Consider the following 25,279-nt stretch of genomic DNA (forward strand, 5'->3'; position numbering starts at 1 on the left):
TTTAGGGGGATTTTTTTCGAGATTGATAATATTAAAATAGGTTTTCTTTAAACAATAAGAATTATATATAGCGTAAATAGAGAAGCCCTCTATTCCAGTTTGTCTTGCATTTCTTTTTCTTGTTTTTTGTTGACTAAGAAACAAAACGGTGTTATTATTTTGTTTCCTAGGAAATAAAATAATAACGTTCAAGGAGAGAATTCACATGTCAAACTTTAAATCACACAATGAAATAAGTACAGAACAAACCATAGATAAACACGCATTAATATTCGGCCTTATCTCGGTGTTTCTTTGCGGAATAGGCTTCAGTATTATAATACCTATCGTTCCATTTTTAGTGCAGCCATATACGAGTAGTCAAGGAGAACAAGCAGTAGTTGTGACATTGCTGACCTCTGTATATGCAGTTTGCGTATTTTTCACAGCCCCTGCACTTGGCGCTTTAAGTGACAAATATGGTCGCCGTCCATTGCTTCTATTATGCCTTTTAGGTTCCGCAATGGGCTACTTCGTTTTTGGCATAGGTGGCGCTCTATGGATACTATTTGTTGGGCGTATAATAGAAGGGGTTACAGGAGGAAGTATTAGTACAATCTTCGCTTATTTTGCAGACATCATTCCTCCAGAGCAGAGAACCAAATACTTTGGATGGGTTAGTGCCGTTGTAGGTGTTGGTACCATCATTGGTCCAACGTTGGGGGGATTACTTGCCAAGTTTGATTATTCTGCACCGATGTACTTTGGCGCAATTATCACTTTATTGAATGTTGTTTACGGATTCTTTTTTATGCCTGAAAGCTTGAACAAGAAAAATAGATTAAAAGAGATTACCTTTTCTAGATTAAATCCATTTATCCAGCTTGCAAATGTACTTTCTATAAAAAACTTAAACAGACTACTTGTCTCAGCATTTTTACTTTGGATACCGAACGGATCGTTACAAGCAATTTTTTCACAATTTACAATGGATACTTTCAGTTGGAAGCCTGCGCTAATAGGGCTTATGTTTTCAATTATGGGCTTGCAAGACATCATTTCACAAGGCTTCATAATGCCAAAGCTATTGAAAAGATTTAGTGATCAACAGATTGCAATTGTAGGAATGTTATCGGAGATTTTAGGCTACAGTCTCATTGCAGCATCGGCTTTATTTACCTTTTATCCTCTTTTAATCGCTGGAATGTTTCTATTTGGATTTGGCGATTCGATTTTTGGACCTTCTTTCAATGGAATGCTCTCGAAGTCAGTCGATTCGAGTGAGCAAGGCAGAATTCAAGGAGCTAGCCAATCAATTCAAGCTTTAGCAAGAATAATTGGACCAATCATTGGAGGTCAAATCTATGTATTACTTGGCCATACAGCTCCTGCTTTTATGGGGATGGTTCTTATTACAGCAGCAATAGTCGTATTGTATAAAAACAAGCTTGAAAAACTATCGATGGGGTAAAGCCTAATAAACAAAAGTAAGCTTCTTAAAAAAGGGCTTCAGAGCGCTCTGAAACCCTTTTGTGTTAGTTAAATCCCATTAAATCTTTTACTCTCAGTGTATTTTCAGATGTTGTTAGCATTTCAAGCAAACCAAAGGCAACATCGAAAGCAGTGCCTGGGTTCGATGATGTAATAATGTGTTCTGTGTGTACAATTCGTTCGTTGACAATATTTACTCCATAAGAACGGAGCTGCTCTAATCGTTTACTTGTTGGATGATTGTAGGTTGTCGCCTTTTTATTTTGTAATATGCCACAATGTCCTAGAGCAAGAGAAGCTACACATATAGTCGCAATTGGTTTTTTAAAATCGTTAAAGTGACGAATAACTCGCTGGAATTCTTCACTAAAAGCATCCTCATAAAAACCCGCTTCCTCAAAGCCTCCAGGAATCGCAAGCGCATCAAAATCCTCTAGTGCAATTTCATGTAGCAATTTTTCTGGTGTGACCTGAAAATTCCATGTACATTGTAGCTGTTTATGTAATCCAACAGTAACGACTTCTGTTGTACCATCGCCCTCCCATTTATTCCAGCCTAGCACATCTGTAAAGACACTTGCTTCTACAGCCTCAAAGCCATTTGCTAAAAGTAATAATATTTTTTTCATGTAGTTTATGCCTCCTTTATAGATTTAATTGTAATAAATGAAGTGATTTAATTACATACACTATATAATGTAAATAAGAGTATTTTCTTAATATTCAAAGGAATTTTTAGAAAATCAATTTATAAAAAAAGGTGGATTCTAATGGATAAAATTGATACGGAAATTTTGCGCCAATTACAGTTAAATGCAAAAATTTCAATGAAAGAATTAGCGAAAAACGTTCATTTGTCATCTCCAGCTGTAATAGAACGTGTTAAAAAGCTAGAAGAGCAAGGGAGTATCGAAGGTTATACAACGAAAGTGAACTTAAAGAAAATGGATCGATCTATTCAGGCTATTATTTTGTTTAAGTCAATCGATTGTAAAAGTCTTTCAAATTTTTGTAATGCCCATCCAGATGTCCTTGAGTGTTATCGGGTAGCTGGCGAAATTAGCTATATTGTCAAACTTGCAACATACTCAGTTGAAACACTAGAACAGTTTATTGATGAGGCAATGCCATACGGTACACCTTCTACAAATATTGTGCTGTCTTCCAATGAAAAACCAATGATTCTTCCTTATTTCGATGGAAACCAACAATAATTTCCTTTAAAAACAAACCTTTGTATCTTGAGCACCGTTTATAAGGTAGAGAAGGGAGGAGAGACGTTGCTAGTAAAGGAACTAGAAGAAATAATGGAGCTACATACGGAACGACTTATTCGTCTTGCTTATTATTATGTAAAAGATTTACAGGAAGCAGAGGATATTGTACAAGATGTCTTTATTAAGTTTTACGACAATCAACATGAATATGAAGAGCGCGGAGAGCTAAAGGCGTATTTATCGAGGCTTGTCATTAACAAAAGTAAAGATTATTTACGCAGTTGGAGCTATCGAAAAGTACAAGTGCAACAGAAAATTTTCACTAAGCAAACGATTGAGAAAAGGGACATGCTCGTACAGCAAGATGAGCAAACATTAATTGAAACTGCCATATTCGCACTACCATTAAAGCAACGGGAGGTACTCAGTTACTTTTACTTTGAGGAAATGCCCATTGCGGAGATTGGCAAGCTTCTAAGTATTCCTGAAAGTACAGTGAAAACAAGGCTACGTAGGGGACGTGAATTATTAAAGCCAAAGCTACAGCATATTGAATGGGAGGTGTTGCTACATGAGTAAATACGAAGTAGAAGCTTTAAAAGACTTACAAGCTAGTAAAAATCGTGTCATGACAAATGTAGTGGGGAAGATAGAACAACGCGCAATACCCAAACAATCTAGACGGTGGCAGTATAGTATGTTTACCTTGATTCTGACAGTATGTATAGGCTTATTTGTATATGCACAAGTCAACAACGGGGACAAGTTATCTGCAAATGCTGTACCAATATTAGATGAAAAAATATATGATATGGTTCTTCAAGAAGCAATTGATGCAAATGAAAGCCAAGAATCTATTAATATGACTTTTCAAACATTATTCGAATTGGATGCTTATTATGTCTATGCAGAAAGTAAAAACATCAAATTTAGCGAAAAGGCAATTGCTAAACAGATGCAAGCGGAAAGAGAAAAATTAGTAAAGTCATATAAAGAGAGTGCAGTATTTAAAGACGGTTTAACAAGGCTCAATCTAACATTAGATGAATTTTTCGATAAATATTACAAAGCAAATGCACTTAAATGGTTTGCCCAAGCAGAACTAATGAAGGAATATTACCGAAAATACGAAAATAGTTACCAATTGCATGCTTACTTTGCAGTGAAAAAAGAAGCGATGGATTATTTCACTGCTAAATATGGCCAACAAATTGCTTATTTAGAAAACAAATACAACGTGTCTAAACCTAACATGTCTACACAATACAAATATGGGACAGTTGTTGCTATGGAGGAAGACCGATTTTTAGTTGTTACAGGTGCATTACAAGAGGAGATTGGCCGATTATCAAATGAAGAAATGATTAACAAGCATACAAATGGCGTATGGTTTCCTCTTCTTGAGGTACAACAGAAAATTACAATCGGTCAAAACGTCAATGTCACCTATAGTTTACAAACACAATTAAATCAATACGATTTTGTTGCGAATTTGGATGAAATCGAAATTTCAGAATAGGAACCCCTAAAACAGCTTACAAGTATAAGCTGTTTTTTCATTTGGATTAAGGTACAATTATTGTAAGTTACTGTATAAAAATGAAAAAGGGGCTTTATCATTGATTGATTATTTCGAACGGACATTAAGGTTAACAGATTTAGAAGCCTGGACAATACGTATTTAACGCGTTCATTATAGTTTGGTTATCATTGATGAAAGAAGACAGGCGACAATTGAAGAATTGGATATACCTGAATTTTTCATGTTTGAAGAGGAGCAACGGACTAATTATATATCCACTAGCATTTATTCTGAAAGTGAAGTACAAGACGAGCATATTGAGCCATTAGCGGATTTGGCAAAGCAATTAACAGAGCATTTAGCACTTGCGCATTGTGATGTAATAACAAAATTTTATATCGAGCAACCAGAAATCGCTATTGATCGTTTGCTAGTTGAGAAGTATGGCTATAAATTAGCGGACATCTCATTGGAAAAATTATGGCATTTAAATCAAGACTAAAGAAGTTGAAAACAAAAGGAGAAATGATTACATATGATATTACATGAAAAATTATTAAGTGAAGTTGATTTGAAACGTGAACTTCAAGCATTCCTAAATGACAGTAATGCCTGGCAACAAGCAGATCAACAAATACTCATTCAGTCAATGCTTGCACATATTGGTTCGGTAGATAGCGAACTGCGAGACGGTTTAATCTACGGTTCCTTCTATACAATGATTTTAGAAAGAAATTTATTAGATCATGCCATATTAAGCGACACGTTGGACTACTGTTTAACTGTTTTATTATGTGAAGGCATTGGAGAAGATAATTCAGATTCAGTTTTTACTAGAACGTTTACTTTGTTACTAATCGCACTAATATTAGCAAAAGATAATGAAGCTGATTTTATAGAAGTGCACAAAATCGAGGAACTGACAAATAGGTTCAGCACTTATTTATTGGCTGAAAAAGATGTAAGAGGCTATATACCTGTAAAAGGGTGGGCTCATAGTGTGGCACATGCGTCAGACGCTGTAGATGAATTAGTGAAAAGCCCGAAATTCAAGAAAGCTTCTTTTATGGATATTTTAAGGCCTTTATGGAACATGATGTTGCAAACAAATTATGCATTCATTCATGATGAGGATGAAAGGCTATTAGTACCTATTTTTACAATGCTGGAACAAGGTTTGCAGCAGCAAGAAGTTATCGCATTATTAAATGAAACGATGGCAACGTTGGCTGCTCAAAAGGAACAGCTTGATGTACAGCACTATCGAATAGTACGATTTAACTGGAAAACACTATTAAAAAGTTTTTATATTAAAACAACTGACAATCCTCAATATGCGGTACTTCATCAAAGCGTCGTAGATTGTCTGAATATTGACAAGTAAATGGCAGTTTGTTAAGATGAGTGACAATAAAAGCATACAAATTCGTTGATGAGAAAGAGTAATGTTGCATTTTGTTCTACAGAGAGCCGACAGTATGGTGGAAGTCGGTGTGCAAATGTTTCATGAAGATCCTCTCTGAGAAGATTAGCTGAAATGAGTAAGCTAATTCGGGTGTCTACCGTTAAAAAGAACACGTATGATTGTACGTTGCTGAGTGCTATTGAGCGGTTTTCAATAGAATTAGGGTGGTATTCGCGGTTAACCCCGTCCCTTACTTGGGACGGGGTTTTTTGTATGCCTTTTATACACTACTGTATAGGAGGAGATTAAATGCAAGTCGAAAAAAACAAAGAGACAACTGTAGAGAGAGAGAAAAGAGTTCGTAAAATATGGGAGGAAGAGAGAACGTTTCAAGCATCCGTTAAAAATCGTTCTGCTAGTAAGCCCTTTGTATTTTACGAAGGACCACCTACAGCAAATGGCTTACCACACGTCGGTCACGCTTTTGGCAGAACGATTAAAGATGTGGTGGCACGTTATAAAACAATGCAAGGTTTCTACGTTGAACGAAAAGCTGGTTGGGATACACATGGGTTACCTGTAGAATTAGGTGTGGAGAAAAAATTAGGGATATCCGGTAAACAAGAAATTGAAAACTATGGTGTAGAACAATTTATTAAGGAATGTAAAGGTAGCGTTTTTACGTACGAAAAGAAATGGCGTACGTTTACCGAACAATTAGGCTATTGGATTGACTTGGATGATCCTTATCTAACGTTAAGTAATGAGTATATAGAATCTGTATGGCATATTTTAAGTCATGTGCATCAGGAAAGGCTTTTATATAAAGGGCATCGTGTGTCCCCTTATTGCCCAAGTTGCCAAACGTCTTTAAGCTCTCATGAAGTAGCACAAGGTTATAAGGATGTAAAAGATTTATCGGTAACAGCGATGTTTAAACGAAAAGACAAGGACGAATATTTTCTTGGTTGGACGACGACGCCATGGACATTGCCAGCCAATGTAGCGTTGGCCATGAATCCACATATCACATACGTTAGAGTAAAACATGACAATACCATTTATATCCTTGCTAAAACACTTGTTGATAAAGTATTTTCTGCACCTGTTGAAGTGTTAAGTGAGCATTTAGGTCAAGACTTTGCAGGTGTTGCCTATCAGCCGCCATTTTCATATGTAACAGTTGAAAAAGGCCATGTTGTCGTATTAGCAGACTATGTAACGGATCAAAGTGGAACAGGCATTGTGCATACTGCTCCGGCATATGGCGAAGATGACTATAAAACTGTGCAACAACACCAGCTTTCTTTTGTCAATGTGGTGGATGTCAAAGGTTGCTATACAGAAGAAGTGCCGGAGCTTACAGGTAAGTTCGTCAAAGACTGCGATGTCGATATCATCAAAATGCTTGCGGAAAAAGGGATGCTGTTTGCTAAAGAAAAATATGAACATAGCTATCCTTATTGCTGGCGCTGTGATTCACCGCTACTTTACTATGCAACAGATAGCTGGTTTATCAAAATGTCGGCATTAAAAGATCAAATCCTACAAAATAATGAACAAGTAACATGGTATCCTGACCATATTAAACACGGACGTTTTGGCAATTTCTTAGAAAACATCGTAGACTGGAACATTAGCAGAAATCGCTACTGGGGTACACCGTTAAATATATGGGTTTGTGAGACATGTGGTCATGAAGAAGCGCCAAATAGTATTGCTGCGCTAAATAAACTAGCAAAAGAAGCATTGGACGAAAACATGGAACTGCACAAACCATATATCGATGACGTAATTTGTAGTTGTCCATCATGTCAAGGGGATATGCAACGTACACCTGAAGTGATTGATGTATGGTTCGATAGTGGCTCAATGCCGTTCGCTCAGCATCATTATCCATTTGATAATGTTGATGCATTTTCCAATCAGTTTCCTGCAGATGTTGTCATAGAAGGCATCGATCAGACACGCGGCTTTTTCTACAGTTTATTAGCAGTATCCACATTATTTACAGGGAAAGCGCCATACAAAAATGTGTTGTCCTTAGGACATGTATTAGATGAGCACGGACAAAAAATGTCGAAAAGTAAAGGCAATGCATTAGAGCCAGTTGAATTAATCCAACAGTATGGTGCGGATGCTTTACGATGGGCATTTTTAGTGGATAGTTCACCTTGGAATTCGAAGCGGTTTTCTAAGAAAATTGTGATGGAGGCAAAGTCCAAACTCGTTGATACATTCGATAATACATTTAAATTTTATCAGTTGTATGCGGATATAGATGGCTTTCAATACGATGCTAAAAAAACTGGTAAACGGACGAAATTAGATAATTGGATAAAATCCCGGTTACACCATACGATTCAGCTTGTGACAAAATATATGGATGATTTTCAAATGACACAAGCTACAAGGGAAATTGGCAAACTTGTTGAAGAGCTAAGCAATTGGTATATACGTCGGTCACGCACTCGTTTTTGGGCAAACGGTTTATCAGACGATAAACGTGGTGCCTTCAGTACATTGTACGAAGTGCTGACAACTGTAAGTAAACTGCTTGCACCATTTACGCCTTTTCTTGCAGAAGATGTATACAGAAGTTTATGTGGTGAAAGTGTTCATTTACAAGACTATCCGAAGTACGATGCAAAAATACTAGACCAACATCTTGAACAACAAATGGCAAATGTTCTTGCAGTAGTTGAACTTGGTCGAAGTATTCGTAATAGTGAAGGACTTAAAGTGAAGCAGCCATTAAAGGAAATGGTGATGTCAGTAGTTGGAGAAGTGGAAGATTATGCTCAGTATAATGATATTATTCGAGATGAATTAAATGTGAAGGAATGTAAGTGGACACAGGACTTTACTGCTTATGAAACCATTCACTACAAACTAAACTACAAAACAGCTGGTGCAGCATTTGGATCACAAGTGCATAAAGTAAAAGATTATGTTACGCGATTAAGTGAAGCAGAGCAAAAGGCACTACAGTTAACAGGTGCAATTGCAATAGATATTGATCATCAACAACTTACTTTGTTAAAATCACATGTGTTAAAAGAATCCGTCATCAAGGAGCATTATGTATTGGCAGAAGAGAATGGATGTCGTGTCTTACTGAATACCCAACTAACGAATGACTTACTTCAGGAAGGGCAAATAAGAGAGTTAATACGTACGATCCAAGATACACGAAAAAAATGGCAATTACCTGTTGAACAATATATTTCGATTTCAATCTCTGCAGATGCTGAAACTGAGAAAATCATCCAACACTATACTGCATTATTGAAAGCTAATGTATTGTTAAATGACATTTTATTCGGGGAAGTGAAAACAGGAGAAAATGTCATTCAGGCGAAATTGTTTGATAAGGAAATCGAGATTACTTTTAATTTCTAATATATAGTTTTGGAAAAGTCGATTAAAAGAAGCGCTAAAATCTTTTAATCGGCTTTTCTTATTATTTTTATTTGAAATAATAACGCATAAAATTGCCCCTATTAGAAAGAAGATTAAACCTTGAGAAAAACCTAAGACTATAAAGATATTCCACCGATAAATAGCCTTGCCACTTTAGGATATTAATAATTAATCGTTTTCAAGATGTCTCATCCTACGAATAATATCATTTTAGTTAACAAAATATTCAAAAAATATATACTTTTCATCTTGCAAAAGTCATTTTATACTAATTATAAAAATAATATTCATTTTCAAAGAGGGTGAGGAGAATGTCATTCAAATTAATAAAAGTAGAAAATATAAGTAAGGAATATAAAGAGAATGTTATTCTAGGTGACATCAGCTTTAAAATAAATGCCGGCGAAATTTGTGCTGTTATTGGTAAAAATGGGGCAGGGAAATCAACTTTGTTTAAAATAATGACGGGACAAATAACAGCAACTAAAGGGCAATTATTATATAGCTATTCAGAAAAAAGGCATCATAGTATAGGTGCTTTGATTGAACGGCCTGCTTTTTTTAGAGAAATGAGAACCAATACGGAGAAAATTGCCGAAATACTTAAGTTAGTAGAACATACTAATAATAAAATACTTTTCTCTGAATTTTCTTTAGGAATGAAACAAAGATTGGGCCTAGCATTAGCTTTAATTTTAACCCAGATTTATTAATTTTAGATGAACCTGTAATGGACTTAATCCTGAAGGTAATAGGGATATAGGTGAGACTTCTAAAAAATTGAGAAGGAGAGATTAAAATGAAAAAATGCCATAAAGCTATTAAAGTAATGGTGGTGTTAATACTTTTTGTATTTGCATTATCTAGTTCAATCTTGGAGACAAATGCTCAAACTAATGACTTTGCTAATTTAAGTCAAACTGCACAAATGATAACGATTGTAAAAAATCCTATTAAAATTCAGGAAATTAAAGATATAACACTTGATGCTATAGCTAATAAAAGCGTCCTCAGTACTGTTCCAAATAATGACTTAAATTATGATGAAATTAAAATTGGTGAAGTTTTTGTTGATAATGATACTTATACAATTTCAACAATCCCCATTACTTCCAGTAACTATAATCCTATAAGCAATTTAACCCTAATTATTCAAAATGGAGAAATTTTAACTTATAGTGAGACGTTAATAACAAAGAGTCGGACGAATACAGTTGCAATTTCTGTATTTACTGATGGAATGAAAAAATAACAGATATAGAATATATAAGCAACAGTGAAGTACAGAAAGTCATAGATAAAGCTAAAAATCTTCCTTTAGGTAATAATATTATACAAACACGAGGCATAGCAGAAGTGGCACTTTGCCTTTCTAGTGTACTTTTAATTGATTTAGTTGTTGCTAGAATCGTAGCAACAACTTGCATAGGCGCTTGTGCAGGTGGTGTAGTACCACTTTGTGTACCTTGTATTGCCGGAGTTTTTGCGATAGGTGGGGCTAATATTGGCGCAGTAATTGCTTGTTTTAAAAAATAACTGATAGATTCACGATTTAGAAAATGAGCTTTTTTCAAAACAACAAGAAGCGTAAAATAATATGCTTCTTGTTGTTTCGTCTTTGTCAAACAGAAATACTAAAATAGAAAAGGAACCAATAGTACTAAAATCGAACCAATACTAAAAACTAATACCACTTTTATTATGTCTTTTTTCAAGATAACACCACCTTACCCTAAATGTAGTTAACGAAAAAAAGAAAATAAAGGTTTTAAAAATAATATCATCTTTTTTCTGAAAATTTTAATTAAAGGATATATTGAGATTGAGACGCAAAATCAGAACTTATTCTAGCAATATAAGATGAAATTTATAAAGCACAAAATGGGAGGCAATTTGAACAATAATTTCTATTTTAATATATGATAAAGGTGATTTTTATGGATAACTTAGGTAATACTTTTCGCAAGTTACGGTTACACAAAGGTTATAGTCTTAATAATACAGCAAAAGATATAATGTCTGTTTCTCATTTATCTAAATTTGAAAGAGATGAAACGGGCATAACTGTTTCTAAGTTATTATTGTTACTTAATCGAATTAATGTAAGTTTTGAAGAATTTATCTATATCCATAATGAATTTAAAGTAGGGCATTTTGAAGAATTAATTATAAACATGAAGGAAGCTTATTTACGTGGAGATTTAAAGTTTTTAAATAAGTTAAGAAATGATGAAATTTTTAAATTCGAATTAACTAATGTATTGTCATATAAATTAAACAGCATCATGATCGAAGCAATTATTTCGGACCTTACTAACAACAAAGTTAAACAAGAAAATTTAGAAATACTCGTTGATTATTTATGGCAAGTAGAAGTCTGGGGAGAATATGAAATAATTCTTTATGGAAATACATTACATTTATTGGCTATAGATACTGTAATTATGCTATCCTCAGAAGTCATAAAAAAGAGTATGTATTTCAAAAACATGTTAAGTTACAAGCGTAATTTATTTGATATCTATTTTAATACAATTAGAACATGTCTTGAGCATAATAAGTTGAAAGAAGCCGAAGCATACTTATATGAATTAAAAAATCAAAATATACCTGAAACCTTTATTTTAGAAAAAACAATTCTAAATTTTTACTTCGGTATATTCAAAATGCATACAAAATATAAACAAGGTCTTGAACTTGCTCAAGAATCAATAGATATATTACATAAGGTTGAATCCTTGAATCATGCTCTAAATTATGAAGAATACTTACAATCATATATAAAAAAGCTTAAAAACCAATAAAAATATAATAGCCAGCTATCAATAAAAATCAGATAGCTGGATTTTTTTAAGAATGCCTTTCTTCTAAGATTTCCTTTTTATCTCGTAAAGAGGGTAAGTAGAAAATCGTTACTAAAGCAATTAGTATTAAATAGGCTGCAATAATAAAACCTGTATTAATTATGCCGATACGATCAATAAAGTATCCGAAAAGTAGATATCCTGGCAAGCTTACTCCAGTGTAAACGAAATGGTATAAGCTGTATACTCGTGAAAGATATTTCTCTTCTACATTGCTTTGTAAATACGTATTTAAAAAAATTAAAAATAAACCTTGTGCAAATCCACCGATAAGTAATCCTATTAACAATACCGATAGTGGTAATTTCAATGAAAATAAAGCGATAATAATACCAAAGAATAGACTTGAAGCATAAAGCCCTATTTTAGGATTAATTCGTTTGTATAAGTAAGGGGATATTAAAGATCCTAAACCAATTCCAATCAAACTATATGTGGTAATTATATATAAATCTTCATGTGGTCGTTCCAATATTTCCACTAAATACGATATTAAATAAAGATCCACTGATGAACCAACTAACCATGCAGCACCAAATATTTGAAACAGCTTACTATATAATTTATTTACTTTAATATAAGCTAATCCAGCTTTTACGTCTTGTATGATAGTTTTCGGTTCGTTGTTTGATAAATTTTTGTGATATGGCTTTACTGCTAAAATCATAATCATCGAAATAATGTAAAATGAGCCTATGATAAGTAGCAAACTAGAATAACTCAATCCACTTTTAATCAACCAGGCCCCCACGCTATAAGAACCTATTTTTGCAAAGAGCATTGTGATTTGGATATAGCTATTTGCATTCGCTAAATATTCCGTCTTAACAATTTTGGGCAATAGAGACGAATTGGCCGGGATGTAAAATACATTACACAGGACAATGGCAAAGATAAATATATAAATTATAGTAGGTGTTAAATGAATCGCGTTAATTATTGCTAGACATCCAACTAAAACAAATCGTATTATATCAGTAAAACTCATGACTTTTTGAAGGTATTTTCTTTCAATAATTGCCCCTGCTGGCAAAGAAAATATAATTGCTGGGAGTGTAGAAAATATAAAGAAAATAGAAAGTCCGATAGCGCGAATACCAAAATTGCCCAACATAGATAATAGAATTATAAATAACATAGCATCCGCAAATACACTAAAAAAACGAGAGAAAAACAGTAAAACAAAATTATGATTTTTAAACATAATAGCCCCCCTAGGCGAATGATTACTGGCTTGTCATCTTTACTTTGTAAACTACTCACCACCTAGCTAAACCTAACAATTCTTAACGCTTGAAGTGGGTGCTTCTTGGGGACTAAGCGAATGTTATTATTCTTAGACCTTCAGTCAGGATACGAACTTCTTCAAACTTTACTAATTCTTCTGAAGAAATAGGTTGTAAGTTGCTCATTTCTATATCCTCCTCCCTTATGATAAATTAAGTTTATAATAATGAATCAGAGTATTAAAAAAATTCTAATATTTTAAAACTAGATATTTACATGAAAAGAGTGGATAGTATCCTCTAAATGTAGAAAAATAATAAATACTAAGCTTTTATTAATGCTGTTGAAGAAATAAAGTAAAAGAAATTTATTTTCATTTTTGGTTTTCCAATTTTTCATATATTAGAAATCGTTAGTATATACAACCAGATATTTTTAAATAAAATAGAGGTGATTTTCACAAAGCTTACACCACATATGAGGTTTTCATGATTGCCAAAATAAACGTTTCAATTCAATATATAGTTTCTTATAGAAATCTTTTGAAGATAGATATTATTGATAGTAATGAATTAATTTCAGATTTTTTACCTTCACTTGTGGTAGGAAACAAAATTAAATAGAAATAGGTCTCGCGCAAATATAAACCATATCTATTGTGCAGAGATTCTAGCACGTCTGGCGATTGTATTATATTTATCATCAATTCAAATGTCATTGCTATTATTAACTATACTAACGGTAGGGAGTATAATGACTTATCGAGCTTTAGCCTTAACAGAGAGTGTAAAATCGAAATGATAAATGAAGCTAATGTTTTTCCCAATGATTTTTTATAGAAATTTAACAAAAGAAAAACCCAATTTAATTTTGAAATTGGGTTTTTTTGATTCATTAAAATAAAAAATTCTTTTGTTAGCACTCGCTAGAGCTATAGCTATTTTATTAATAACGTGAGCACAAAGGGGAAATATGCATTAAGAAGCTGACTATACAGAATAGCTATTACTAGGATAGAAACTCATTTAAAAATTATAGAAAGATGACTATAAATTGAAGATTTTTGAAACATTAAGACCACTCCATACGGGTGGTCTTGATGAAAATTAAAGAAGAATAAAAGGAGACTTGGAGCAATCATCATTGAAATTGTGAATAACTTTATTAAAAGTTATGCTCATTAAAACGTATATAAAACAAAAACGTTGTTATATCAATGCAACTACAGCAACTATTTATTATAAAATGTATCTCTAAACTATGTACCAGATTAAAGTAAACCACTAAGTAAATAAATAGCGGTTGCCCAAATAAAGATTGCTGAGCATTTATTGAAGATGTTCATCAGCTTGCCAGAGCTATCGAGCTTTTTAAAAGAAGCACCAGCTAGTGTAAGACCGAAAAACCATAACCACGAAATGAGCACACATGCAGCAGTAAAGAGTATTTGTTCTGTTCCATTATATTTTAATGCGCTTGTGCCAATCACGCCGATTGTATCTAAAATAGCATGTGGATTTAATAACGAAACAGACAGCGCAAATACAATTTGTTTTTTGACAGGCATTGCTTCGCTCTTTTCGCTAGTGGTTGCTGTCGAGCGCCAAATACTATAGCCGATGTACAACAGAAACACGATACCAACGCACATTAAAGCGATACGTAGCCATTCAAATTGCAAGACAATAACGGATAACCCAAAAACAGCAAGCAAAATCAATAAAGTATCGCAAAGAGCTGCCGTAATAGCAGCTGGTACGGCAAGTATGAAACGTTGTTGCGTAGCGCCTTGTGAAAAAACGAAGACATTTTGCACACCTAACGGTAATATAAGTCCGAATGCTAATAGCATCCCATGTAAAAACGCCTCCAAAGACAATCCCTCCTTTCCATACTAATTCTACCTATGTTATAACTAAAAGAAAACGACCAATTGGATGGTATTGTACCCACCCAATTTATGAGGTGAAAACATGAACTGGCAACCAACTAGACAAGGGGATAGTACTTTACAACAACAGATTGTGACTTGGATAACAGAGCGCATTGAGCGAGGGGATTGGGTTGCCGGTACGAAGTTACCTACGCAAAGGCAGCTTGCGATGCAACTAGGGGTGAACAGAAGTACTGTTCAGCAAGCACTAGAAGAATTAAAAGCAGCGGACATACTGGAAACGACAGTAGGCTCAGGGATTTATGTTGCGAACTCTTCCTGGCATTCCTTAATTAAACTAAGACAACCGAATTGGCAAACTTATATTGAAACAAGTCTTCACAAGCCAAACTACCATACCATTCAATTGATCAACGAATATGAACAAAGGGATGATATTATTCGCTTAGGAACTGGAGAGCTTGCACCAAGCCTTTTGCCAACGAGTGAAATGGAGGCATCCTTAAAGGAGTTATCCCTACAGCCGAAAGCTTTAGGGTATTCATCTCCTCAAGGCAATAAGCGTCTGCGCGAAGCCATTTGCCAATATGTACAAAAAAGAGGCATACAGGCTGAACCTGAAAATGTTTGTATCGTTTCAGGTGCATTACAAGCATTGCAGCTCATTGCGGTCGGTCTGCTAGAGCAAGGTTCCATTGTATTTCAAGAAAAAACGTCATATTTAAATTCAGTTCATCCTTTCCAATCTGTCGGGATGCAAATGATGGCGATCGAACGAGATGAAGGGCTCGCCCAAACATTAGCCCTTAAGAAAAGAAAAAGACAGGCTGTTTTTTATGCGGTACCTACGTTAAATAATCCAACTGGAGGCGTGTGGACATCACTAGAAAAACAGGAACTCTATGAGGCATGCAAACAATCTCGTATTCCTATTATTGAGGACGATGTCTATCATGAATTACTTTTTCAAGAGGAATCTTCAGCAATTAAATCAATGGATGATAGTGGACAAGTTTTATACATTGGCAGTGTTTCCAAAACACTCAGCCCTGGGCTACGCATCGGCTGGTTAATTGGACCAACAACAGTGATTGAACGATTAGCAGATATTAAAATGCAAACAGACTATGGTTCAAGTGCCATTTCGCAGGAAATTGTGTTGCACTGGCTGCAATCAGGAAAGTATGAACGCCATATTAAAGTGTTACGGCAAGAGCTCCAGAAGCGGGCAAACTTTGTTGAAAAATTATTAAATGAAAAAATAAAAGACTGTGCGAGCTGGGAACAACCAAAAGGAGGTTTCTATATTTGGCTAAAATTTCACGCACCGATCGTAGATAAATCATTTTTTATGAAGTTATTGCAGTTGAATGTTCTTATCAATCCTGGCTATATTTATGATGCGCAAGATAACCAGCATATCCGACTTTCATATGCTTATGCATCACGAGAAGAATTGCAATACGGGATAGAGATGATGTATCGAGTAGCTAGAGAATCTTTGAGCAAAACTGCTGAGGGATAATCATTATTTAAACAGAACCTTTTAAGGGTAGTTTTTGTTTTTATTTAATAACAAAAAATAGTGCTTTGTATTCATAGTTCTCATCTTAAAATAAAAAAGCCTTATAAAGGCTTTTTATTTACAGTTTAGTTTTCACAGCAACCAACCACCCATCTAATTGACCATTTACATGGGTAGGATACATTGTTGTAACGGAAGTTTCTGATATAAATTGTCCATGAAGCAAGTTTCGTATTTTACCTATTGATTTTCTTACTTTTGGATCAAATCGCCAATACCCTGAATAGCCAGGTTCTATTGTCATTGTGTGTGAAGAATTGATACTTCTAGAGTTTGAAAAAGTATATGAAACTCCATTCTCTATTGATCGAAGTTGCAAATGAGTAAGGCTTGTACTAGTAGAAAAAGTTTCTGTATATTCATAGGAGAGAGTAAATGTATCAGAACCAGGTCCTGGATTTTCCTGAATTATGCTAGCACGCTTCCCGAATATTCTTGTTTCGTAGTTGCTAAATTCATTGTAAATATGGCTCCAAGTAACAGCCAACGGGGAAATTGTCGGGAAAGAGTCTTGAGCATATTGAAATTCATTTTTTTCATTTTCCTCCATTAGAATAAACTCTTCAACAGAAATAGATTCAACTACTTTTCCGCCTTCAACCCTGTATATCTCGTCGATATAACCATTTTCTCTTATATCAAAGTATTTAAGGGTTTCCGTATCATAAAAAATATTTGGGTTTGTAGTTTTATGCATATTTTGTAATTGACTATCATTCCCTGAAGCTGCGACAGTAAATACAATAGAAAATATTGTAAAAGCTAATAAAAAGGTTAAAATAGTAGATTTCACATATATTCCTCCCTTTAAATGATTGATATATAAATGATTTTAAGAAAAATGGGGAAAAAATCAACTTCATTTTTTTGAATATTTCGTGTATATTATTTTTTATAAAAATGATATACACTTTTTTAAAAATTGAAAGGGAGGATATTATGGAAGACAAAATTATAGGGACACTGTTTTTGGTTATTGCGGCTATTTTAATTTCATCTCAGTATATTGTTACGGCTGTCATCGTCTCGAATTTAACGTATGTAGGTCGGGAAGCATTCTATAATTCATTTTTTAATTCAGGCTATATATTATTTCTGTTCAGTATAATATTTTTTATCTTGGGTGTTGTATTAATAGTGAGAGGGTTTACAATTCATAAAATTGATGAGTAAATTGCAGACAAGTTTATTTGGCTAGTTGTTCGATCCAACAATAACGGATATTAAAATGCAAATACATAATTGAAGATGATGTCTATCAAGAATTGAATTTTTACGAAGAATACTTATCAATTAAGTCACTGGATGATAGCTGACAAGTTTTATACATTGGCAGTGTTTCCAAAACACTTAGTCCTGGGCTACGCATCGGCTGGTTAATTGGACCAATAACAGTGATTGAACGATTAGCAGATATTAAAATGCAAACAGACTATGGTTCAAGTGCCATTTCGCAGGAAATTGTGTTGCACTGGCTGCAATCAGGAAAGTATGAACGCCATATTAAAGTGTTACGACAAGAGCTCCAGAAGCGGGCAAGCTTTGTTGAAAAATTATTAAATGAAAAATTTAAAGACTGTGCGAGCTGGGAACAACCAAAAGGAGGTTTCTATATTTGGTTAAAATTTCACGCACCGATTGTAGATAAATCATTTTTTATGAAGCTATTGCAGTTAAATATCCTCATCAATCCGGGTTATATTTATGATGCTCAAGATAACCAGCATATTCGTCTTTCATATGCTTATGCATCACGAGAAGAATTGCACTACGGGATAGAGATGATAGTTCAAGTGGCAAAGTCGCATTTGAAAAAATTGTACTAAAAAATCTCCTATGTATATTGAGGGATATAAAAAAGCGTTTTGTATCGTGAAAAAACGAAGCAAAACGCTTTTTTTAGATATATTAATTGGCTAGTATCAACAATTACTTATCCATTATCTGCAAAAACCCTAAGTAGGATAGAATGCCAGTTAATATAAAATATAATGTCGCTGGAATAGCTCTTTTTTTTGGCGTATTGTATTTACGACTCAAAAAATATTCAAAAGAAAATATGTTTAACACCATTAGAATATAAAGTATGACAGTAGGGTAGATGGTTCGTGTGATATGATATATGGTTAGACACGTAAATAGAAAAATAGTTGAAAAATTAACAGAAATTTGGTATTTCTTCAAAAAAGGTTTTAGTTTGGACATGCAAGTGACCCCAAATAGTAAGCCGCAGCAATACCAGTCCCAACTGTCCAACCTACTTGTCCTGAAATACCTAATCTTAGACCTGCTCCTGTAGTAGCTGTTACATGTGCAAGACCCAAGCTACCTAACCATTTACTACATGATCTTTTTACGATACGTGGTGCAGTCTCAGTTCCATATTGAATAAGATTTCTAGATTTAACTAGTAATTCTGTAGTTTCGCCATTTCCGTTTTCGTCAGCTAATTTAGTATTTATGTCAGCTATTGCGGAACTAATTTCATTTACAGTAATTATAGAATTAATATTTTGTAATTTTATCTCCATCTCAGCAATATTAGAAAGTGTAAAAACACCAACACCATCTTTTCTTTCATAAGATACATGATCTGCTATAATTTGAACTTCTTCAAGCTGTTGTTCAGAAAATATTGCATTGTCAGTAGCTTCAACTATATTTGCATTTTCCACTGCTTTAGTCTTGCTAGGGTTAAATGGCACAATAACTAAATTTGAAATTAAAGACATTGAAACAATCGTTACAATCGACTTTTTTTTCGAAAACATACTATCCCTCTTCTCCTTTCATTAATATACTTCCATATGGAATAGTGGTGTTGGCATTTTGGTGCCTTTTAGTTAATTGAATAGCTGAGGCGATAAGGAAAGCGATGAAAAAATTTAAAACTATTAAGTGGTTAAAAGATGAAATTTCATATATATTCCTCCCGTTTAATAGTTGATATATAAATAATTTTAAGAAAAAATAGAGTAATTTCAACTATTTTGAATATTTCGTTTATATTAAAAAATAATATACACTTTTCTAAACATTGAAAGGGAGGATAATATGGAAGACAAAATTGTAGGTTCACTGTTTTTACTTATCGCAGCAATTTTCATATCAACACAATATATTGTGACGGCAATCCTAGTCTCAAACTTACCGTATACAAGTAAGGAAGCTTTCTATCAGTCATTTTTTGATGCTGGCTATGTGTTGTTGCTTTTCAGTTTAATTTTTTTTATCGTAGGTATTCTTTTATTGGTTCGAGGTTTTACTCAACATAAAATGAATATGTAATTTATTTAAATGCAAATACATACAGGTTCAATACCAGCCCTACTTTTGACTAGCTTTGGTCAAAAGTGGGGTTTTGTATTTTTTATCAATACAAGTGCTGAACCTTACATAAAAAGAATAAAACAAATGATGCATCATACATTTTATATAACGACTACTTGATGAAGAGGTGAATAGTTGGATAACAAGCCAGAGGGCTATTATTATGTTCCGCAGCCTATTCGCAATGATGGTGCGGGTGGGGTGGATAAAGGGCCGCGAGATATTATGCGGGATTTAGAAAATCCAGATATGCTAGTACCCCCAATAACAGATGCAGGCCTTTTACCAAACTTGAAATTTTCTTTTTCTGATACACATATGACATTAAATAATGGGGGGTGGTCTCGAGAAATTACTGTGCGAGATTTGCCAATCGCCACAACGTTGGCAGGTGTCAATATGAGTTTGACTCCTGGTGGCGTCCGTGAGCTTCATTGGCATCAACAGGCGGAATGGTCCTACATGCTTCTTGGTCATGCTCGCATTACAGCCGTAGATCAAAATGGGCATAATTTTATTGCCGATGTCGGGCCAGGCGATTTATGGTATTTCCCTCCAGGTATACCTCATTCCATTCAAGGGCTTGAAGATGGCTGTGAATTTCTATTAGTGTTTGACGATGGTCATTTTTCAGATTTGAATACATTATCTATATCTGACTGGTTTGCGCATACGCCGAAAGATGTGCTGTCATCTAATTTTGGAGTTCCGATGAATGCTTTTAATCATATACCAAAAGAACAAGTGTACATTTATCAAGATAAAGTCCCCGGACCTATTGAAACACAGCAAGTACAATCCCCCTACGGTAAAATTCCTCAAACATTTAAGCATAGTCTGCTTACCCAAACGCCAATTAAAACACCTGGTGGCAGTGTGAGAATTGTAGATTCCACGAATTTTCCGATCTCCAAAGCAATTGCCGCAGCACTCGTCGAGATTGAGCCTGGTGCAATGAGGGAACTACATTGGCATCCGAATAATGATGAATGGCAATATTACCTTCAAGGAACAGGTCGCATGACCGTGTTTGCAGGAAACGGTACAGCTAGAACCTTTGATTATCGAGCGGGAGATGTAGGATACGTGCCGTTCGCAAACGGTCACTATATTGAGAATACGGGGACTGAAACATTATGGTTCCTTGAAATATTTAAAAGTGATCGATTCCAGGATGTTTCATTAAATCAATGGATGGCGCTTACACCATCTGAATTAGTAAAGAGCAATTTACACGTTGATTCTGAACTTCTCCATGCTTTACGCAAAGAAAAATGGCCAGTAGTCAAATACCCTGGATTTTCTTATTATCCAAAATGAACATATAGAAAAGCAGGTGAAGAAAGATTACATAGTCTTTCTTCACCTGCTTGTTTATTAATACTGTAATTTATTTCGAGTAGCTAGCAATATTCCGATTGCCGGCACTGTACAAATCAGCATTGCGGCAAAGGCAAGACCAGGGGAAATCTCGTATAAATAGCCGCCTAAAAATGTAAGAATGGCCGTGCTTAACCCCATTGCAAGTGCTGAGTATAAGCCTTGTGCATTAGGAATTTGTTCTTTCGGTAGGTTTTTCGTTAAATAACCGATAAAGGCAAAGTGTGCAAGTGCAAAGGATAGGGCATGTAATACTTGTGAGCCAATAAATACCCATACGTTTGGAAATAAGAAGATGAGTAACCAACGTAATGACGATCCACTAGCCGCTAGCAACAATAGTGAAGATGAGCGCCATTTATTAAACAGTGTATCAGCCTTCATGAAATATAAAATTTCACAAATAACCGCGATGTTAATAATCATGCCCATATAAAATGGATCAACGTGTAAATCCTCTAAATAAATATAGCCATAACTATAATAAGATGCGTGTGCACCTTGTAATAAAATAACGATAAATAACACTATAGGAAAACCTTTAATACTCCATAATGTTTTCATCGATAGTGATTTTGCTCGTTGTTCTTTCGTTGGTACAATAAGTAATTCTTTTGGTGTTGCCATTTGTTGCATTAATAACATACCGATGATGCCAAGGATCATACTCCAAAAAATAATTTGTTTGCCGAAAACACCTGTTAACATACTAATAATGAGTACTGCTATAACGAAGCCAAATGATCCATAAGAGCGGCTTTTACCGTAATGCACGTTGCCATGTTGTACTAGCGTTGCCGCGCTGCTTTCCACGGCAGGTAATAGAGCAGGATAAAAAATACTAAATAAAATAGTTACAAAAAGAAGTGCGATAAAACTAGTACTTGGAATGTAAAGTAAAGCCGTTAGCAGTGCTCCAATTGCTAAAATTGTAATAAGTCGTTTATTGTGTACGTATTTTGCAAGGATTGGAAAGAAAAAAAGATTTGACGTTGCACGAGCCAAAAGACCACAGCCCATTACGACACTCGCTTGAGATACGGTAAGGTGCTTCGCATCGACGAGCCAACCTGTCCAATAAGGTAAGAAAATACCCCATGTAATAAAAAAAGCAAAGAAATTTTGAGAAAGCCATCGTTGATTGTTCATAAAATTTGGTACCTCCATTTAACTATGTTGAATAATAGCATGTTCCCCGCTACAATAATGTGAGATATCTCATATTTTGAATAGGAGTAAATAAAAAAATGCAAAAACTTACAGGTGAAGAACGTTCTTACTATATAGAAAATTTTCAAATTGATGATTTTTTTTCGTTCGATATTCATCCATATATAGAAATATGTAAATTTGAAAAGGGAGAATGGATTTTTAAAGAAGGGTCTTTTCCAGATACGATGTACTATATGATGGAGGGGAAAGCCAAACTGTATATGACACATAAAAATGGGAAAGTTTCACTGATTGAATATATTGAAGCACCATGCTTTATGGGAGAAATTGAATTGTTAAATGAGGCGAGATACACAAAGGGAATTCAAACCGTCACAGAAACGATCTGTTTATCAATTGCTACACAGGCATGTAAAGAAATGTTACTCGCGGATGCACCTTTTTTACGTAAATTATGTGTATTTTTAGGTGAAAAGGCATCTAAGATGACATCAAAATACACTCAAAATCAGGCATATCCACTGGAAAATCGATTAGCGGCTTTCATACAGCTTTCTTCTGACAAAGGTATTTATAAAGAAAAACATACGGAAATATGTGAGTATTTAGGGGTTTCATATCGGCATTTGTTATACGTACTTGCTCAGTTTTGCGAGGAAAATATTTTAAAAAAACAGAAGAATGGCTATCACATTATAAATGAAAAACGGCTTTTTCAATTAGCACAAGAAATTCAATAAATAATATTTAGCAAAAAGCACAGTTACATCGTGCTTTATTGTACTCACTTTTTTTAATGAACCAGCGAGCTATTTGTTTTTCACTATGGTAAAAGTTATGTGCTTTGTTACTATCACGTTCAATTATTGGGGCGGATAAAGGCATATTGGCAGGACAAGGTGTTTTTCTCTTCGCTCGCTGATTACTGAAGTATTTGCTTGTAGAATATCTTAACTTTACCTCGACTGGAATCCTCCATGGTGAAACAAAAATGACATTATCTTTGGGATTTAAAAAAACCGCTGTTTTACATAGTGAATAACAATTACCTTTCATTCAACATGCCCCCTTTATCGTTATTTATATTGTACAAGACCTATGTTGTAAAAAGTCTTGATTTACAAGCCTTTTACGAAAACTTAATGGTTCGTTATGTTTTTTAATAATTTGTAACCGTATTCATGCCATTCATGTATAGAAATCATAGAAAACTTGTATAATTTCACGAGAAAAACACGTACTCAAACTATTGTGAATTTTTCTAACTCAAAGTATTATTGTAATTAGATTTAACGTGAAAGGTTTCACATTGTCACGTTAACGTGAGGAGGAATTTTAATGAGTGCAATTCGAGTAGGTATTGTCGGTTATGGAAATTTAGGGCGCGGTGTAGAATTCGCTATTTCGCAAAATCCAGATATGGAATTAGTAGCAGTTTTCACACGTCGTGATCCTTCAACAGTAAGCGTTGCAAGTAACGCGAACGTATATTTAGTAGATGATGCTGAAAAATTTCAAGACGACATTGATGTAATGATTTTATGTGGTGGCTCTGCTACTGATTTACCTGAACAAGGCCCACATTTTGCGCAATGGTTTAATACAATTGACAGTTTTGATACTCATGCGAAAATTCCAGAGTTTTTCGAAGCAGTTGACGCAGCAGCTCAAAAATCTGGTAAAGTATCTGTTATTTCAGTAGGTTGGGATCCAGGTTTATTTTCATTAAATCGTGTCTTAGGTGAGGCTGTATTACCAGTGGGTACAACGTACACATTCTGGGGTGATGGCTTAAGTCAAGGCCACTCGGATGCAGTTCGTCGTATTGAAGGGGTAAAAAATGCTGTTCAATATACTTTACCAATCAAAGATGCTGTGGAACGCGTACGAAATGGCGAAAATCCAGAGCTTACAACACGTGAAAAACATGCACGTGAATGTTGGGTAGTGCTTGAAGCGGGTGCAGATTCGGCAAAAGTAGAGCAAGAAATTGTTACAATGCCAAATTATTTCGATGAATATAACACAACTGTAAACTTTATCTCTGAAGAAGAGTTTAATGCAAATCATACAGGTATGCCACATGGTGGTTTCGTTATTCGCAGTGGAGAAAGTGGCGCTGACGATAAACAAATTCTAGAATTCTCATTAAAACTTGAAAGTAATCCAAACTTCACATCAAGTGTTCTTGTAGCGTATGCTCGTGCAGCACACCGTTTAAGCCAAGCAGGCGACAAAGGGGCAAAAACAGTACTCGATATTCCATTCGGTCTGTTATCTCCAAAATCAGCTGCGCAATTACGTAAGGATTTATTATAATTAAAGCTCAAAACCTGATTATCTATAAAGATAGTCGGGTTTTTTTAGTTTATATAAAATAAGAGTCTGGGATAAGTAATCGTTAATTTTCTCTTATGGAGAAGAATTTGCAAAAATTTAATATTTATAAAGTGAAGACTAGTAGATGGTAGCGAAGGTGATGACTCCAGCGGGTGACGCACAATACGTAAGCCGCAACAAAGTGCACGTAGCGAATGTGACGGCTTACGATGTGCCCGTGGAAAGCCTCCACTGTCAACGACATAGCATAAAAGTGTTAAATTGATTGCAGTTAATCTAACACTTAATCTCTTTTATCTCACATAAAATACTAGGATTGCAGAAACAATTCATTGGAATAATGTAAAACTACATATAGTATATGGTAAACTGTCAATAATTTAACTATTCGAAAAGAATGGCATGTAGTTTATGTCACAACCCGTATTACTGTAATTATGGGGAGGTAA

24 protein-coding genes, 1 pseudogene and 1 other annotated feature are annotated in these 25,279 nt (G+C 34.6%); of the genes and pseudogenes, 17 read left to right on the top strand and 8 right to left on the bottom strand.

Annotated elements, in window-relative coordinates:
• The first annotated feature begins 205 nt into the window (after window positions 1-205).
• Complete coding sequence (locus ACIQXW_RS06695; RefSeq protein ID WP_402760632.1) at window positions 206-1,450, top strand: MFS transporter; 1,245 nt, start codon at window positions 206-208, stop codon at window positions 1,448-1,450.
• A 64-nt stretch (window positions 1,451-1,514) separates the two neighbouring features.
• On the opposite strand, the gene ACIQXW_RS06700 is transcribed toward ACIQXW_RS06695, so the two are convergent.
• A complete protein-coding gene (locus ACIQXW_RS06700) occupies window positions 1,515-2,099 on the bottom strand; it encodes a DJ-1/PfpI family protein (RefSeq protein ID WP_401016571.1) in 585 nt (194 codons plus the stop codon).
• A gap of 141 nt (window positions 2,100-2,240) precedes the next feature.
• Between ACIQXW_RS06700 and ACIQXW_RS06705 the strand changes: the two genes are divergently transcribed.
• From ACIQXW_RS06705 to ACIQXW_RS06740, 8 genes are all read left to right on the top strand, one after another.
• Window positions 2,241-2,684, top strand: a complete 444-nt coding sequence (locus ACIQXW_RS06705) for an Lrp/AsnC family transcriptional regulator (RefSeq protein WP_402760634.1) — start codon at window positions 2,241-2,243, stop codon at window positions 2,682-2,684.
• 66 nt (window positions 2,685-2,750) lie between these two features.
• A complete protein-coding gene (locus ACIQXW_RS06710) occupies window positions 2,751-3,266 on the top strand; it encodes a sigma-70 family RNA polymerase sigma factor (protein WP_402760636.1) in 516 nt (171 codons plus the stop codon).
• On the top strand, window positions 3,259-4,206 hold the full coding sequence (locus ACIQXW_RS06715; RefSeq protein WP_402760638.1) for a DUF3221 domain-containing protein: 948 nt from the start codon (window positions 3,259-3,261) through the stop codon (window positions 4,204-4,206). The genes ACIQXW_RS06710 and ACIQXW_RS06715 overlap by 8 nt, the downstream gene beginning before the upstream one ends.
• Before the next feature lie 181 nt (window positions 4,207-4,387).
• The gene (locus ACIQXW_RS06720) at window positions 4,388-4,711 is read left to right on the top strand and encodes a hypothetical protein (RefSeq protein WP_402760640.1); all 324 of its coding nucleotides are present in this window, start codon (window positions 4,388-4,390) and stop codon (window positions 4,709-4,711) included.
• 33 nt (window positions 4,712-4,744) lie between these two features.
• The gene (locus ACIQXW_RS06725; protein ID WP_401016581.1) at window positions 4,745-5,593 is read left to right on the top strand and encodes a DUF2785 domain-containing protein; all 849 of its coding nucleotides are present in this window, start codon (window positions 4,745-4,747) and stop codon (window positions 5,591-5,593) included.
• 36 nt (window positions 5,594-5,629) lie between these two features.
• Window positions 5,630-5,868 (top strand) — a binding site (T-box leader).
• 55 nt (window positions 5,869-5,923) lie between these two features.
• The gene (ileS, locus tag ACIQXW_RS06730) at window positions 5,924-9,016 is read left to right on the top strand and encodes an isoleucine--tRNA ligase (RefSeq protein WP_402760641.1); all 3,093 of its coding nucleotides are present in this window, start codon (window positions 5,924-5,926) and stop codon (window positions 9,014-9,016) included.
• A 332-nt stretch (window positions 9,017-9,348) separates the two neighbouring features.
• Window positions 9,349-9,750 carry an ATP-binding cassette domain-containing protein gene (locus ACIQXW_RS06735; protein ID WP_402760643.1) on the top strand — a complete coding sequence of 134 codons (402 nt, stop codon included), beginning with the start codon at window positions 9,349-9,351 and terminating at the stop codon, window positions 9,748-9,750.
• A gap of 86 nt (window positions 9,751-9,836) precedes the next feature.
• A complete protein-coding gene (locus ACIQXW_RS06740) occupies window positions 9,837-10,289 on the top strand; it encodes a hypothetical protein (protein ID WP_402760645.1) in 453 nt (150 codons plus the stop codon).
• Here ACIQXW_RS06740 and ACIQXW_RS06745 read toward each other — a convergent pair.
• Window positions 10,267-10,662 carry a hypothetical protein gene (locus tag ACIQXW_RS06745; protein ID WP_402760647.1) on the bottom strand — a complete coding sequence of 132 codons (396 nt, stop codon included), beginning with the start codon at window positions 10,660-10,662 and terminating at the stop codon, window positions 10,267-10,269. The genes ACIQXW_RS06740 and ACIQXW_RS06745 overlap by 23 nt on opposite strands.
• 312 nt (window positions 10,663-10,974) lie before the next feature.
• Between ACIQXW_RS06745 and ACIQXW_RS06750 the strand changes: the two genes are divergently transcribed.
• Window positions 10,975-11,841, top strand: coding sequence for a helix-turn-helix domain-containing protein (locus ACIQXW_RS06750; RefSeq protein WP_402760649.1), 867 nt, complete (start codon window positions 10,975-10,977; stop codon window positions 11,839-11,841).
• A 46-nt stretch (window positions 11,842-11,887) separates the two neighbouring features.
• Here ACIQXW_RS06750 and ACIQXW_RS06755 read toward each other — a convergent pair whose 3' ends face one another.
• Both ACIQXW_RS06755 and ACIQXW_RS06760 read right to left on the bottom strand, forming a co-directional pair.
• Window positions 11,888-13,105, bottom strand: a complete 1,218-nt coding sequence (locus ACIQXW_RS06755) for an MFS transporter (RefSeq protein WP_402760651.1) — start codon at window positions 13,103-13,105, stop codon at window positions 11,888-11,890.
• A 1,293-nt stretch (window positions 13,106-14,398) separates the two neighbouring features.
• On the bottom strand, window positions 14,399-15,001 hold the full coding sequence (locus ACIQXW_RS06760; RefSeq protein ID WP_402760652.1) for a LysE/ArgO family amino acid transporter: 603 nt from the start codon (window positions 14,999-15,001) through the stop codon (window positions 14,399-14,401).
• Window positions 15,002-15,101: 100 nt separating this feature from the next.
• Here ACIQXW_RS06760 and ACIQXW_RS06765 point away from each other — a divergent pair, with 100 nt between their 5' ends.
• Entirely contained in the window at window positions 15,102-16,547 is a 1,446-nt protein-coding gene (locus ACIQXW_RS06765; RefSeq protein WP_402760654.1) for an aminotransferase-like domain-containing protein, read from the top strand.
• 118 nt (window positions 16,548-16,665) lie between these two features.
• Here ACIQXW_RS06765 and ACIQXW_RS06770 read toward each other — a convergent pair whose 3' ends face one another.
• Window positions 16,666-17,400 carry a hypothetical protein gene (locus tag ACIQXW_RS06770; protein ID WP_402760656.1) on the bottom strand — a complete coding sequence of 245 codons (735 nt, stop codon included), beginning with the start codon at window positions 17,398-17,400 and terminating at the stop codon, window positions 16,666-16,668.
• A 146-nt stretch (window positions 17,401-17,546) separates the two neighbouring features.
• Here ACIQXW_RS06770 and ACIQXW_RS06775 point away from each other — a divergent pair, with 146 nt between their 5' ends.
• Window positions 17,547-17,780 (top strand): hypothetical protein, encoded by a 234-nt coding sequence (locus ACIQXW_RS06775; RefSeq protein WP_402760658.1) that lies wholly within the window; start codon window positions 17,547-17,549, stop codon window positions 17,778-17,780.
• A 65-nt stretch (window positions 17,781-17,845) separates the two neighbouring features.
• Window positions 17,846-18,433 (top strand): annotated as a pseudogene (locus tag ACIQXW_RS06780) (aminotransferase-like domain-containing protein); the annotation flags it as partial.
• A 366-nt stretch (window positions 18,434-18,799) separates the two neighbouring features.
• Here ACIQXW_RS06780 and ACIQXW_RS06785 read toward each other — a convergent pair.
• Window positions 18,800-19,378 (bottom strand): hypothetical protein, encoded by a 579-nt coding sequence (locus ACIQXW_RS06785; RefSeq protein WP_402760660.1) that lies wholly within the window; start codon window positions 19,376-19,378, stop codon window positions 18,800-18,802.
• A 283-nt stretch (window positions 19,379-19,661) separates the two neighbouring features.
• Between ACIQXW_RS06785 and ACIQXW_RS06790 the strand changes: the two genes are divergently transcribed.
• Entirely contained in the window at window positions 19,662-19,895 is a 234-nt protein-coding gene (locus tag ACIQXW_RS06790) for a hypothetical protein (protein WP_402760662.1), read from the top strand.
• A gap of 177 nt (window positions 19,896-20,072) precedes the next feature.
• Window positions 20,073-21,257, top strand: a complete 1,185-nt coding sequence (locus tag ACIQXW_RS06795) for an oxalate decarboxylase family bicupin (RefSeq protein WP_402760663.1) — start codon at window positions 20,073-20,075, stop codon at window positions 21,255-21,257.
• Window positions 21,258-21,314: 57 nt separating this feature from the next.
• Here the strand turns inward: ACIQXW_RS06795 and ACIQXW_RS06800 are convergent, their stop codons facing one another.
• Complete coding sequence (locus ACIQXW_RS06800) at window positions 21,315-22,466, bottom strand: MFS transporter (RefSeq protein ID WP_401016611.1); 1,152 nt, start codon at window positions 22,464-22,466, stop codon at window positions 21,315-21,317.
• 98 nt (window positions 22,467-22,564) lie between these two features.
• On the opposite strand from ACIQXW_RS06800, the gene yeiL reads away from it, so the two are divergent.
• Window positions 22,565-23,230 carry a transcriptional regulator YeiL gene (yeiL, locus tag ACIQXW_RS06805; RefSeq protein WP_401016613.1) on the top strand — a complete coding sequence of 222 codons (666 nt, stop codon included), beginning with the start codon at window positions 22,565-22,567 and terminating at the stop codon, window positions 23,228-23,230.
• 7 nt (window positions 23,231-23,237) lie between these two features.
• On the opposite strand, the gene ACIQXW_RS06810 is transcribed toward yeiL, so the two are convergent.
• The gene (locus ACIQXW_RS06810) at window positions 23,238-23,546 is read right to left on the bottom strand and encodes a hypothetical protein (RefSeq protein ID WP_402760667.1); all 309 of its coding nucleotides are present in this window, start codon (window positions 23,544-23,546) and stop codon (window positions 23,238-23,240) included.
• A gap of 282 nt (window positions 23,547-23,828) precedes the next feature.
• Between ACIQXW_RS06810 and ACIQXW_RS06815 the strand changes: the two genes are divergently transcribed.
• Complete coding sequence (locus ACIQXW_RS06815; protein WP_402760669.1) at window positions 23,829-24,809, top strand: diaminopimelate dehydrogenase; 981 nt, start codon at window positions 23,829-23,831, stop codon at window positions 24,807-24,809.
• Window positions 24,810-25,279: the final 470 nt, after the last annotated feature.

Origin of the sequence: Lysinibacillus sp. NPDC097162 (assembly GCF_044762185.1) — a bacterium.
Taxonomy (GTDB): domain Bacteria; phylum Bacillota; class Bacilli; order Bacillales_A; family Planococcaceae; genus Lysinibacillus.